The following is a 12785-nucleotide window of genomic DNA, read 5'->3' as shown; positions in this document are numbered from 1 at the left end:
AGACGTACACCTTGAAGGCGGCTCAGCGGGGTAAGAAGATCACGGTGCAGGTGACTGGTAAGAAGTCTGGTTACACCACGGTGGTCAAGGCGTCGAAGGCGACGAAAAAAGTCAGCCGCTGACCACGATGACGCGTCCAGGGCCGCAGTTCCATGAATCCCATGGAACTGCGGTCTAGCCGCGTCCATGAACCACCCGCTCAACAACACCGCGCATGACAAAACGCGGCGAGAAATCGTCGGAAATCATCGCAGGAACAAAGCACCACTCCGGGAGACTTAACACAATGAAAGTAGAGACCGTGCGACACACCTTCAAGCGAAAAGCAGGTGCAGCACTCGCCGTAGTGCTTACCACCGCGCTGCTCGCACCACTGACACTGGTGGGGCTAGCAGCCCCTGCCCAGGCTGAAGCGTTGAATGTAACCAACGGCGAGATGAGTTGGGGGATAGATGCCACCTACCTCAGCGTTTTCTCTGACAGTGATCGTCAAGCAAACGAACCCGCAGCCTGGTCAGCGGGCAACACCACTGCACTATTTCGGGTGGACACCGCAAAATCTGGTTACGATCAGGAAACCAAAACCGGGACGATCAACTTCTCAGGGGCCGTGCGGGTCGGGGTCATTCCAGAAAGCGGCGAAGTCGGTAAGACACCAGGCAACTACTTCTACCTGAGAAACCCGCGGATCGTGCTCGCCGGAAACACCGGCTCCCTCATCGCAGAGACCGTCGCCGGCAGTTCATATGCCTCGGTCCCCGGACTGCCCACTACGGCGGGCAGTAACGTAGCCATCGCAACGCTCGACCTCACCCACATTGGGCCGAGCGCCCAAGACGGCACGTTTACCTGGACGAACGTTCCCGTGGCTATCACCGAAGCAGGAACCACCTACCTCGCGCACTACGCGTCCAAAGACGACGAAGCCCCTGTAAAACGCGATGCCGGAAGTGCGCTGGAGCCAATTACCTTCAGCATCACCCCAGGCACTGACCCGGCCCCAGAGGTTGAGGAACCTGGTACGGGCGAACCAACCCCACCAGAAATACCGGAAGACGCGATCTACGGATACCGATCGACAATGGATGCCGGATACACTCCACGCAGTCTAGCGTGGGATGCCAAGCACGATGTGGTGTGGATTCCCTTCAACTATGCTGCGTCGTACTCGCCAGAGAAAGCAGGAATCGGTTACTTTGACGCAAAGACCGGTGCGGTGGCAGACCTAAAGATCTCAACCTCCGCAGAACCGGAGGAACTCGTGATCGATACCGAGGCTTCCCGACTCTACGTCCTGCACTACCGTGGACAGAGCAATGACGAGAAGACTGCATCGATCACCATCATCGACACTGACACAAAAGAAGTGGTCAAAGAGATCAGGGGCATTCCACGCTACGGAGAAAACCTGACTCTTGACGCAGATGCCCAAGTGCTCTACTTTGGCGCAGCCACGTCAGATCGCACCACATCTGACTCGCTCTACGCACTGAACGTGGAAACTGAAGAACTCAGCGAGTACCGTGTTCCGGAAAGCAACCAGGCTGACTTGTCAGGACTTGCACTTGACGCAGCATCACACCGTCTATACGTGGCAAGTTCCGTACTGAACAAGATCATCGTGTTCGACACGAAGACATCCGCCTACCTTGAAGGGTTCTCCATAACCGCAGCCAAGGTGAAGCAACTTACTTTCGATGCTGAGCGCAATCGATTGTTTGCACTGTTCAACGCTAAAAATGGGGAAACCTGGAGCGTCAAGGTCATCAACACGCAAGACCGCTCCGTGATCGCACAGAAAATCGACGTGGGAAACACGGCTCGCGATATGGCTGTCGTGGATGCCACCGGATTGCTTCTTGTCACCAATGGGCTGTCGAACACCCTGAGCGTGGTGAACCCGGTAACCCGAAAGGTGCTGGAAACCATTGACTTCGGCGACCTCGGAGTCACTGACAAAATCGCTCCTGACGCCCCTTACGGCGTTCGCAGCATGAACGCCAACGTGTGGGCGGTCGAGGTGGACCAAGAGACTGAGAGAGCCTACGTCACGCACCCATTCTGGGGTGATCGAGTGAGCATACTCGACCGGGTTGGCGACATTCCAGAAGATGGCGAAGTCCTGCCGGAAGACCCAGATGAGGATGACAACACCGGTGGCGAGACCCCAACGGCTCCTGAAACCCCAAAGCAGCCAACCGTGACAAGCGCTCCAGACGGAGCGCGCAGCATCCAATCGGCGAAGTTCTCCTGGGGCATCTCCGAATACGCAAAGAGCTTCTCCAAAAAGTACGGCTTCAACGGAGCTGCCTTCGACAGTGATTCGGTATTCACGTTCACCAACGGCACCGGCTGGCACCACGCCGCGACAGGCAAGGCCTACGCCTCATGGGATGGCGTTGTGCAATACATCCCGTACGGCACTCTCGCTCCAGTCGAGTTCATCTTTGCCAACCCAGTGCTGGAAGCAGACGGCACCGGCACCGGTACCCTGAGCTTTGATGTGCAGTGGGTCAATGGTGCAGGCGAACGCTCCGAGTTCGAGCGAGTCACTGTGGCAACCTTCCCATTCAGCGCTCACACCACAGGAGGTCAAGCGACATTCAACCTGGCCCCAGACTTCGCTGGACGCAAGTACACTAACCCAGCGAACGCCACAACCTACCCAAACTCATTCCCTGCGGAGTTCATTGACTTCTTGAGCCCAGATATTCGCGCATGGTGGTATAGCTCAGGCGCGAGCCAGGATTACCTCAAGCCGCCGGTGGCACTCACTGGTAGCTTTGCGCTAGGCGACGTCATCAAAGCGGACCTGAGTGAGGCGAAGGTGGCCCTGTCCACGACGAACGTCGCTCACGGTAACGCCGCGAAGATCAAGGTAAAGGTGCAGTCCGGCAGTGCTCCGGTGACAGGAAAGGTTGCCATATCCGTTGACGGCAAGGCCTTCAAGACAGTTGCCCTGGCCGCAGACGGAACCGTCACCGTTGAACTGTCAAAGTCGCTCTCCGTGGGCAAACACACGGTTGAGGTCCGTTACCTCGGCAACGAGCGCACCGCGCCAGCCTCGGCAACGTCTTCCGTGACGATCACGAAGTCGACTGCGAATGCAGCACTGACCGTCAAAAACACCAGTTATGGAGTGGCTCGTAAGGCCACGGCCGCGGTGAAGAGCAACGGCAAGGCGGCTTCTGGAAAAGTCACGTTCTATGTGGCCGGCAAGAAGTTCAAGACCGTGAACCTGTCGGCAAAGGGCGTGGCGAGCGTGAACCTGTCGAAGGCCCTGAGGGTAGGACAGCACAAAGTCGAAGCCAGGTATCTGGGCAATTCAACCACGTCTGCCGCCAAGGTAACCAAGACTCTTTCGGTGGCAAAAGCGAAGACCAAAGTCACGCTCAAACTCTCCAAGAGCAGTGCCAAACGCGCTGTCACCGCACTGACTGCAACCATCAGGGTCAAAGTCCCCGGAACCTCCGTGAAACCGACTGGAAAGGTACAGATCCGCGTAAATGGAAAGACGGTCAAAACCGTCACCTTGAAGGCTAGGCAGCAAGGAACTGCGAAGGTGAAGCTGCCTACGTTCAAAAAGAAGGGTACCGCCAAAGTGACTGTACGTTACCTCGGCAGCACCACTCTGAAGGCTCAAGGTTCAGCCATCGCAAAGGTTCGCGTGAAATAGAGGAACAACCGCAGAACACGAGGTAGGTGCTCGGAGCACAGTCCTCGACGTTCTGAGCCGCAGGCCCTCTCGCGACCATGACACAAGAACAGGCGAGCTCGCAGTACTGCGAGCTCGCCTGTTCTTCTAGAAGGTTCACACGGTTAAGCCAAAGAACCTCACCCGAGACTCAGAATTTAAACGGAGGCGCTGGTCATGGAATCAGGATGCGATGAAAGACGAACCGATTCTGATACCAGCGACGGAATGATCTCATGTGCTTGGCGTGACCCCTCAACGATCTGCTCATGTCTGCTATGCCTACCCGTTTAGTCATCAGTGTGACGGGGAACGCTGCGTCAACCTCGTCACACGTATGCTGCCCACCCCGACCACAAACGGCTTAAAAAGCCGATGCAGGGAGGCGGGGAATCGTCGGCAATCAGCAAGGGTGACCATGGCCATAAACCAGCGAGCCAAATGTGCCCTAGCATGGAATCTCCCGCCGAAAATCGGCGCCTTCCCACGTGACGCTCCCAGACAAAGGACACCATGACGCTACTCGCGCAGCCAGCATTCCGCCCAACTGACGTGGTCTCGGCGGACTTCATCGAGTTGGACGAGTGCTTCCCTCAGGCATCCCAAGCCGGCGTCACCGTCACCGTGAATCTGCCCATGCAGCGGACGATCCAGGCCCAGATCAGCGAGTGGGCACGGTCCCTGACCGGATCAGTTGAAGCCTGCTCAGACCTTTGAGCGCCGCCACCGTTGCCCGGCAACCCTGACCCAGACAGCCCAAACAAAAGGGTGGAGACCAACGGTTTCCCGTCGGTCTCCACCGAACACATCAACTACAGCGCGTGACCCTGAACCACTTCAGGCCACGAATTACGCCCAATCAGCCAAGCTGTGCGCGCACGTTCAACGTGGCCGCAGCAAGGTTCTTGAGCGAAGCGGTCGTCTCCTCGTAGCCACGAGTCTTCAGACCACAGTCGGGGTTAACCCACAGCAGGTTCGGGTCGACCGACTTCACTGCGAGTTCGAGCAGTTCCTGAATCTCCTCGGTGGAGGGCACGCGAGGGGAGTGGATGTCGTACACGCCAGGACCAACGCCGCGCGAGAACCCAGCGTCAGCGAGCTCGGGCAGGATCTCCATGCGGGAACGAGCCGCCTCAATTGAGGTGACGTCAGCGTTGAGGGCGTCAATCGCGTCGATGACCTCACCGAACTCGGAGTAGCACAGGTGGGTGTGGATCTGGGTGTCCACGCGCACGCCTGAGGTGGACAGGCGGAACGAGTTTACCGACCAGTCGAGGTAGTCCGCGTGGTCCTTCTTCTTCAGTGGGAGAAGCTCACGCAGTGCTGGCTCGTCCACCTGGATCGTGGCGATCCCGGCAGCCTCAAGGTCGTTGACCTCATCGCGCAGGGCCAAGCCGATCTGGTTCGCGGTTTCGCGCAGCGACACGTCATCGCGTACGAACGACCACGCCATGATGGTGACTGGACCGGTGAGCATACCCTTGACCGGTTTGCGGGTCAGGGACTGAGCGTACTTGGCCCAGCGCACCGTCATTGGCTCTGGACGGGAAACATCGCCCCACTGGATCGATGGGCGGGTGCAGCGGGAACCGTAGGACTGAACCCAGCCGTTCTCTGTGACTGCGAAACCGTCCAGAAGTTCAGCGAAGTACTGAACCATGTCGTTACGCTCAGCCTCACCGTGAACCAGCACGTCCAGGCCGATCTCTTCCTGAAGGGCGATGACCTGGGCGATCTCGTCGCGCATAGCCTGCTCGTAGCCCTCGGTAACCAACTCACCCTTGGCGTGGGCGGCGCGAGCCTTACGGATCGAGGTGGTCTGCGGGAACGAACCGATCGTCGTGGTTGGCAACGCTGGCAGGCCAAGGCGTTCAGCCTGAGCCACCCGGCGTGCTTCGGCGTCCTCACGGTCGAAGTCAGACTGCTTGAGCGCTGCCGTGGCCTCGCGGACCGCCAGAACGTTCACACCGGCAGCGCCCGCGCGGCGAGCCAACGCATCCTTTGAGTCCTGCACCTGCTCGGCGATTGCTGCCGCGCCCTCGGTCAGGCCCTGAGCGAGGGCGACCACCTCCTGGGTCTTCTCCTCAGCGAACGCAAGCCACGACTTCAGTTCGGTGTCGAGCTTGGACTCGTTGCGCAGGGTGTACGGCACGTGCTGCAACGAGGTCGAGGTGGTGACCGTGACCGACTTTGCGCCAAGCGATTCCACGCGCTCCAGCAGAGCGAGCTTGTCGGACAGGTTTGCCCGCCAGATGTTGTGTCCGTCAATCACACCAGCGGCGATGGTCACGCCGGACAGGTCCAGGCCCTCGGTCGCTGGAACAGCGCCCTTCACTAGGTCAATCGCAATCGCGTCAGCGCCGGTAGCAACAACCGCGCCGAACAGCGGGTCCAAACCACCATAAGCCGCGGAAATGGCAACCTGTGGACGCTGCGGAACAGCCAACAGAACCTCGTAGGCGGTTGCAAGAGCGCCGCGCAGTTCATCGGCGGATGCGGACAGGTTCTCGTTGACCAGTGCGGCTTCCTCAAACTGAACCCACGGAGCGCCGGCCGCAGCCAACTGCTCAAGCAGTGCAACATACGCCGGCAGAATCTGCGGCAGCAGCGTGAGCGGGTTGAAGTCCGCGGCAACGCCGTCAGCAGGCTTGGACAGGGCCAAGTAGGTGACCGGGCCAACAACAACCGGACGGGTCACAAAACCCTGCTCCTTAGCCTCAAGGAACTGGTCCACAAACTGGCTGCCCACCAACTTGAACGTGGTGTCTGGACCAAGCTCTGGCACGAGGTAGTGGTAGTTGGTGTCGAACCACTTGGTCATCTCGAGCGGCAGATTCTCGCCCTGACCACGCGCAACGGTGAAGTAGCCCGCAAGGTCGAGGCCACCCTCAGCGTTACGCAGCGACTCAAAGCGCGCCGGCACAACGCCAAACGCTGCCGAGGCGTCCGCTACCTGGTCGTAGTAGGAGAACGACTCGGGGATGGAGGCATCGTCCCGGCCCAAACCGAGTTCGGCAAGGCGCTCGCGGGTGGACTTACGCAGCTCGGCTGCGGTTACCTCAAGTTCTTCGACCGTGGTCTTGCCTGCCCAGAAGGCCTCGACAGCGCGCTTGAGTTCGCGGCGTTCACCGATACGCGGGTATCCGAGAACGGAGGCCTTTGGGAATGGAATTGCAGAGGTGGACATGTTTCCTTGCCTTTGATGGTTGCAGATGGCTGGTTGATGTGGTCGTGAGCGATGTGGCTCTGAGCGCAGTCAGACGATCACAGGGAGACGGGAAGCGCCCCGACCTGTGCTCCTGTGGTCAGGCCTGAATCGCTGGGTGCGAGCAGACTGCCGAGTTGTAGGCCTTCGAGCAGATCGAGTGCGGGCTCGTATTTGTTGAAGGTGTAGATGTGCAGGCCAGGGGCCCCGGCCTCGAGCACTGCCCGAGCCAGTTCCACGGACGCTTCGATTCCACGTGAGTGGCGCAGGTGAGGGCTCTCGATGGATTCGAGGTCTCGGAGCAGAGCGGTGGGCGCAGTGACTCCGGTGAGTTGTTCCACGCGGTGCAGCCTGTTGGGGTCCGTTGTGGGCAAGATGCCCGCGAGGATTGGGATCGTGACACCTTCACGGCGCGCCAACTCGACGAACTGAGTGTAGGAGTCTGCCTCGTAGAACAGTTGGGTGATTGCGAAGTGGGCTCCGGCCTCCTGCTTTTCCAGCAGACGCAGAACCTCCTGTTCGCGGGTGGTGCCCGCGTCGCGGTTGCCTTCGCAGAAGGTTGCCACTGCGATGGTCAGTGGCTTGGCCGCGCCGCGCAGCGCCGCAGGCGCGTCTGCGTGGCATCGCTTGGTTTCGACCTCACGGATGAGTTCGATCAGTTCTGCCGACGAGTGCACGCCGTCAGCCGGTGGCTGCCAGTCGGGTTGGTCCCTCGGCGGGTCTCCGCGCAGTGCGAGGAAGGTGCGTGCGCCGATGGAGAGGAAGTCGTCGATCGTGTCTGCGACGTTGTCCCTGGTTGCGCCCACGCAGGTCAGGTGTGCGATGGGGAGAACATTGGTGTGCTTGACGAGTCGTTCCACGACCGTGCGGGCGGTGTTGCGATCGTTCCCCGCAGCCCCGTAGGTCACGGAAATGAAGTCTGGATGCGCCTCCACGAGCTTGCGGGCCGCATTCCAGAATTTTGGCGCAGCGTCGGGGTTGCGCGGAGGCATGAGTTCGAACGACAGCGTCGGTCGAGCGAAGCCGCGTGCAGCCGCAGATACGTCAAAGGAAGCCATTGGTATTACTCCATCGAATCTGGCGTTAGCACCCTTCTCCCGTTGGAGGCTTCCGTTGGGAGGGGGTTGCTGCGGTGTCATCGAGCCAGGACTCTCGACCGCTCTGGATGGATCTGGTGTTCTTAAGTCTGCGACGCGTTCGATGTTTGAGCAACTTCCCGTCCACTATACGGGCATTGTCATGGCCGCATAGTGACCTATGAAAACCGCATATTCATGCGTTTTCAGTGGTTCATACTGACCTGAAATGGTTGGAAAAGTTGTTTGTGCGACGGTCATTATGTCCGCCATGCGGACAGTCTTTCGTCTGATTGCCGACGATTCGGGGCCTTGGCAGCCTGTCTCGTGACCCAGCCGTGCTGGGTCTGCTAGACCAAGAGTTCGCCGTCTGCGACAACCACTTTGCCTCCCGCGACCACAAACTCACGTGCAGGAGTGCGGGTCAGGGCATCCATCGTGTTCTCGGCGTCGAGTAGAACGATGTCCGCCCGGTCGCCGACCTGTAGATTGTGCGAGGCCACGCCAGCGAAGGCAGCACCACGTGAGGACGCAAGCTCGACTGCGAGGGCAAGGTCCTCGTCGTAACGCAGACCGCACACCTGGGCAGTCTTGAGTGCGACCTTCAACATGTCGCCGTCCCCATATGGCCCCCACAAGTCGCGGAAACCATCGGTGCCAAGGCCAACGGCGACACCAGCCTCAAGCAGTTCGCGTAGCGGAAGCGGTGCGACCCGGATGGGCGAGACGGACGTGACTGACACGCCGGCCTCGGCCATGCCGGCAATCAGATCGGCTTGGCGCGAGGTGGAAAGCTGGCCGAGCGCAAGACCGTGCGCCACGTTGACCTTGCCCTGCAGGCCGTGGCGAATCGTGCGATCAATCATCAGCTCGATCTGAAAGGCTCCGAGTTCGCCACCATCGTGTAGGTGAACGTCGATGCCGCAGCCGTGCCGCTCGGCAATCGCGAAGATCCCGTCCAACTGGCCCACGGGGTCACGGTCAATGGATGCCGGATCAAGGCCGCCAATGTAATCTGCTCCAGCCGTAGCCGCTTGATCCAGAAGTTCCAGCACCCCAGGGCGGCGCAGCACGCCGTCCTGGGGGAAGGCGACGATCTGCGTGACGATGGTTTCTCCAAGGGCTTGGTTCGCCTCCCGGATCGCTTCGATGCCGCGCAGGCCAACCCCGGTGTCTACGTCAACGTGCGTGCGCTGAACCGTGGTGCCGTGGCGTAGGTATTCCCGCAGGACCTGTGTCGAGGTCTGAACGCCTGGAATTCCGAGGCGGTCACGATGCTCGCGCTCATGTTCGATGCGACCCTGCGTGGTGGCGACCCCGCCATATGGCTGCCACGGTTTGCCCCACCATGACTTGTCGGAGTGGGCGTGGACATTCGCGAATCCTGGCAGCGCCAGCAAGCTGCGGCCATTGATGGTTCGATCTGCTTGTGTTGTCGCGGAATCGGATCTGTCAGAGGTGTGAGCCGCATGTGGCGTGATCGCGGTGATTGTGCCGTCCACAACCGTCAGGTCCACGGCATCGCCACCCCACGGGCGAACATTGCGCACCTCAAGCGGCCGTGCGTCGGCGACATGTTTCCCAGCGGGTCGTGCTGCTGGGGCAAGTGGTGTAACTGGACGGGGTGAGGATACCGAGATGCTCATTGCATAAGGCTAATACTGGAGCTGCGTTCAGGGGAGAGTGCCACGCACCTTCGGTCCAATTTGGTATACCAAAAACTTCATGGCGTTCCGGGTGACTTTTGCCCACCGAAGATGCGCGTTGGACCGGGCGGAGGCAACATGGAAGAACCATTCCACGGGGGAGACCCCAGAACCTAAGGAGATTGCCTATGGGAATCGGCGACAAGATCAGCAACGCTGCTGAAGAACTCAAGGGCAAGGTCAAGGAAACGGCCGGGAATGCGACTGACAACGAAGAGTTGGAAGCGGACGGCAAACTCGACCAGGCCAAGGCAAACCTGAAGCAAGCTGGCGAGAAGGTCAAAGACGCCCTAGGCGGAAACTGACTGGCCTGTCCTCGCCCCGATAGGGATCTAGGAATTCGCGGAGGCCCGCACCTGATGGTGCGGGCCTCCGTCTGCGCAGGGGACTCTGCTAACGGGTCCCGCGTCGGGAGAACGCAACCACCGCCGGGAGAAGGCCGCCCACGTATGCGATGAACACGATGACTCCGCTCAAGGTCAAGAACACGGGCCAGTCCACGACAATGAGCACACGCCCCAGCAGCCCCCACGAACTCGCGATAATCGACGGGACGACCGTAAGCACCCCGATAACCCAAGCGCTCAGCGCCACCAACAGCGCCTCAACCCCGAGTATCGCGAGGACCTGTCTCCTCGAGGTGCCGATGGTGCGAAGCAACGCCAGTTCAGGGTGCCGTGCACCAGAGAGCATCATGAGGGTGTTCATCGCGGCGACTGCGATGAAGCACACGAGCACCAATATGAGGATCCGGGAGAGATCCGACTGCGACTGCGCAGATGAGGAAACGGCTTCGAGATGCTGTGCGCCGGTTTGCACCCGCCAGCCTGTCGTGGGCAACTCATCTACCAGATCAGTGGCGGCGAACCCTTCCTCGGTTATGGCGAACACCTCCGTCTGAACGCCTTCGGTGCGCATTCCGGAGAGATCAGCGCTCGTCATGATGTCGCCGAGTCCCAAGCCTCGCTCATAGATCGCGACGATACGAGTCGTGACCTCCTCCTGGCCGTTGAATCGCACCGCCAACGTGGAGCCTATGCCCTTGCCTGTGGCAAAGAGAAGGTCTGAGTTGACTGCGACCGTGTTGGGATCGTCCAGGCTGTTGAGCGAACCCGAGCGTACCTGGGGATCAACGAGAGCGGATATCTCGCCGTTCACCACCCTGATGGCCGTGGGTTCCCACAGTAGACGTTCCAGGAAGGGGAGGTCGTCGTCATCGTCGGTTCTGACCGAGGCTGGGACGAGGGTGCTGGACGCCGCTGTGGCGACGCCCTCAATAGCCTGGACTGTCGTCAACATGTCGTGCGAGTCAATGGCCGCTCCCGTGATCACGACATCAGCCTTCAGGCTATCGGCGTATTGTTCGGTTGCAGCGGTGGAGACGATGGCGTCAGAGCTTGTCTGAATGGTTCCCATCGCGATGACAAGCGCCAGGGGAATGATCGCGGTTGTGAGCCTTTTACCGTGTCCGCGGGCATTGGTGGCTACGATCAACGACAATCCGCTACGACGCTGAGAAAGAACGAGCGTGGCCTTCTGCGCGATGCCTCGAACCAGGGTGGGCGCTCCCAACGCGGCTGCGGTGATCAACAGAAACGCTGCGCTTGCACCGGAGGCGGCTCCCATGAGGCCGCCAAACCCGAAGGGAGCGGTGGCGGCCAGTACCCCCAGGCATAGAAACACCAAGGCAACTCGCAACCTCGTGCGTGGCACGGTGTGGTCCTCAACTGAAGTTTCCACGAGGTACTGCGCCGCGACTCCGGTTGCCACCCTTCGGGCGGCCAGGCGACCGGAAATCAGCGCGCTGGGCACTAGAACGAGAAGGGAACCCAGAGCTGCGAACGGTGAATGAGATGCCGCGAAGCTCTCCGCGATGACACCGGAAGAACGCAGTGCAGGGGTCAGGGCGTTGGCCCCCACATGCCCCAAGGCCACGCCAAAGGGCGCGGCTATGGCAAAGACAACGAGGACCTCCGCGGTTACCAGATTCCTGATCTGCTGTGGGGTGGCACCTGTCAGGCGCAACAATGCGAACTCCTCAGCACGTTGTCGTAGCGCGGCTCCGAACATGGATGCCACGATCAAGACGACAATCAGCAGGGTTGTCCCGGCAAAGGACGCGACCACGGGGACGAGCATGGGCGCACTGTCGGAGCCGATCGGGGTCCGAGCCCCGGATTCAAGCCACACGGCACAGGAGACGAGCATCGCCGTGGCCAACATCGCCACTATCAACGGCCCGATCGTGTGGGTGAGCCGGCTTCTGATCGAGGAAACACCCCAGTTCAACATGCCGCTCACCGGTCCAACCCGACGAGAGCCGTGGAGATCTGCGCGGCATTGCCGCCGGGCATGTCTCCGGCGATCTGACCGTCAGCTAGGAACACGACGCGGTCAGCGAATGATGCTGCGTGTGGATCGTGGGTCACCATCACCAGCGTCTGGTCGAGCGTGTCGCTTGCTGCGCGCAGTACATTGAGGATGTTGTCCCCGGTGCGTCGGTCGAGGGCTCCGGTGGGCTCATCGGCCAGCACAATGGCTGGGCGAGCCACCAGCGCTCGGGCAATGGCGACTCGTTGCGCCTGTCCACCCGAGAGTTCTGCGGGACGCCGATCCTGGACGCCTTCCAATCCGACTGCGGACAGCAGATACGCGATCCACGCGGAGTCGATGGGCTGGCCATCGAGCCAGAGCGGCAATTGGATGTTCTCCTTGACGCTCAAGTGCTTGATGAGATTGTAGGACTGGAAGACGAATCCGATCCGGCGGCGGCGAAACTCGGTGGTCTGGCTCTCCGAGAGCGACGATACGTCAGTCCCGGCCACGATGACTCGCCCACCAGTCGGCTGATCAAGTCCGGACGCACAGTGGAGCAACGTTGACTTCCCAGAGCCTGACGGCCCCATGATCGCGGTGAAACTGCCGTGTGGGATTGTGAGCGTCACGTCGCGCAGTGCGATAACGGGGGCGGCCAGAAGCGAATGGACCCGGCTCACGTGGTCGAAATGGAGCGCGGTGTGAGAAACGGTCATGATGATTTCTTTTCGTTGTGAGGGGTTGATTACCTCTACAACGCTAGAAATCCTGGGGCCGCGTAACTAGAC

Annotated in this window: 8 protein-coding genes and 1 riboswitch; of the genes, 3 read left to right on the top strand and 5 right to left on the bottom strand. The window is 60.3% G+C overall.

Going from position 1 to position 12785, the window contains the following annotated elements:
- The first annotated feature begins 286 nt into the window (after nucleotides 1–286).
- Nucleotides 287–3676 (top strand): Ig-like domain repeat protein, encoded by a 3390-nt coding sequence (locus tag ACFSYH_RS06905; RefSeq protein ID WP_377466082.1) that lies wholly within the window; start codon nucleotides 287–289, stop codon nucleotides 3674–3676.
- 531 nt (nucleotides 3677–4207) lie between these two features.
- Entirely contained in the window at nucleotides 4208–4411 is a 204-nt protein-coding gene (locus ACFSYH_RS06900) for a hypothetical protein (RefSeq protein WP_377466081.1), read from the top strand.
- Between the two features lie 142 nt (nucleotides 4412–4553).
- Here the strand turns inward: ACFSYH_RS06900 and metE are convergent, their stop codons facing one another.
- From metE to ACFSYH_RS06885, 3 genes are all read right to left on the bottom strand, one after another.
- On the bottom strand, nucleotides 4554–6881 hold the full coding sequence (gene metE, locus ACFSYH_RS06895; protein ID WP_377466080.1) for a 5-methyltetrahydropteroyltriglutamate--homocysteine S-methyltransferase: 2328 nt from the start codon (nucleotides 6879–6881) through the stop codon (nucleotides 4554–4556).
- Between the two features lie 77 nt (nucleotides 6882–6958).
- A complete protein-coding gene (locus ACFSYH_RS06890; protein ID WP_377466079.1) occupies nucleotides 6959–7957 on the bottom strand; it encodes a methylenetetrahydrofolate reductase in 999 nt (332 codons plus the stop codon).
- A gap of 7 nt (nucleotides 7958–7964) precedes the next feature.
- A riboswitch (SAM riboswitch) is annotated at nucleotides 7965–8071 on the bottom strand.
- A 254-nt stretch (nucleotides 8072–8325) separates the two neighbouring features.
- Nucleotides 8326–9621, bottom strand: coding sequence for an amidohydrolase (locus ACFSYH_RS06885; RefSeq protein ID WP_377466078.1), 1296 nt, complete (start codon nucleotides 9619–9621; stop codon nucleotides 8326–8328).
- A 188-nt stretch (nucleotides 9622–9809) separates the two neighbouring features.
- Between ACFSYH_RS06885 and ACFSYH_RS06880 the strand changes: the two genes are divergently transcribed.
- Nucleotides 9810–9986: a CsbD family protein gene (locus tag ACFSYH_RS06880; RefSeq protein WP_377466077.1), complete on the top strand. Its 177-nt coding sequence runs from the start codon at nucleotides 9810–9812 to the stop codon at nucleotides 9984–9986.
- Nucleotides 9987–10074: 88 nt separating this feature from the next.
- Here the strand turns inward: ACFSYH_RS06880 and ACFSYH_RS06875 are convergent, their stop codons facing one another.
- Together ACFSYH_RS06875 and ACFSYH_RS06870 are read right to left on the bottom strand one after the other, a co-directional pair.
- A complete protein-coding gene (locus tag ACFSYH_RS06875; RefSeq protein WP_377466109.1) occupies nucleotides 10075–11973 on the bottom strand; it encodes an ABC transporter permease in 1899 nt (632 codons plus the stop codon).
- A 5-nt stretch (nucleotides 11974–11978) separates the two neighbouring features.
- Nucleotides 11979–12713 (bottom strand): ABC transporter ATP-binding protein, encoded by a 735-nt coding sequence (locus tag ACFSYH_RS06870; protein WP_377466076.1) that lies wholly within the window; start codon nucleotides 12711–12713, stop codon nucleotides 11979–11981.
- Between the last annotated feature and the right edge of the window lie 72 nt (nucleotides 12714–12785).

Origin of the sequence: Populibacterium corticicola, assembly GCF_042683685.1 — a bacterium.
Classification (GTDB): domain Bacteria; phylum Actinomycetota; class Actinomycetes; order Actinomycetales; family Cellulomonadaceae; genus Timonella; species Timonella corticicola.
This window is presented reverse-complemented; position numbering and strand designations above follow the sequence as displayed.